The sequence below is a fragment of the Paenibacillus sp. P4_E11 genome, assembly GCF_056401635.1.
In genome coordinates this window covers 1-807 of sequence record NZ_JBFUIX010000614.1, presented here as the reverse complement: position 1 = coordinate 807, position 807 = coordinate 1, and the positions used below count along the sequence as shown (strand labels likewise).

Annotated in this window: 2 protein-coding genes; both read left to right on the top strand. The window is 38.7% G+C overall.

Annotation, left to right across the window (positions count from 1 at the left end):
- Positions 1-552 (top strand): restriction endonuclease subunit S (locus AC1DWB_RS36455; protein ID WP_477545920.1); only part of this gene is annotated, 552 nt, incomplete at its 5' end.
- Positions 553-554: 2 nt separating this feature from the next.
- The coding region (locus tag AC1DWB_RS36450; RefSeq protein WP_477545919.1) for a hypothetical protein at positions 555-807 on the top strand (253 nt) is incomplete at its 3' end.

Here is an 807-nt window from a genome sequence, read left to right as displayed (position 1 = left end):
GGCATACATACTACGCCCGAGTATGATAATGATGGCGATTTCTATTTTTTGAATGGAAACAATATTGGGCAGGAATTTCTTGTATTTAAGGAAAGCACAGACAAGCTGAATGCCCAGGAGTATAAAAAGTATAAGAAACCACTATTGAATGAAAACACAATCCTTATTACGTTAAACGGTGCAACATATGGAAAAACGTCATTTTATCATGGTGAGCAGGTGTTACTTGGCAAAAGCGCTGGGTACATAACACTAAGGCCAGATGAAAATAAAGATTTCGTACGCTACTATTTGCAGAGTTCTGTTGCTCGTATAATTATGGAATTAAGTTTATGCGGCTCTACGATAGCCAATTTATCGTTGAGAACCTTAAAAGACTTCTATATCGCGCTACCAAGCAAAGAGGAACAACATAATATCGTCAAATATTTGAAGATCAGAATAGCAAAAATTGATGAGCAAATTGTAGGTAAGCAATCCCTCATCGACAAACTCACCGAATACAAAAAATCCCTTATCTATGAGGTTGTGACAGGAAAGAAGGAGGTGTAAGCGTGTCTGATTTTGACGTAAAAGAAAAACGTTTTGAACAAGACATCGAGGAGTACCTTATCACCAAAGGCGGCTATCAAAAGGGAAACTCCGCTGACTTTGACCGTAAATTGGCATTGGATAAGGAAACCTTTTTAACCTTCATCAAAACCAGCCAGCCGAAAAGTTGGGAAAGATATGAAAAAATCTATGGCTCCGACAGCAATAAGCAGCTAATTGACCGTTTCTGCCGTGAGGTAAAAATGGTAGGGCTGA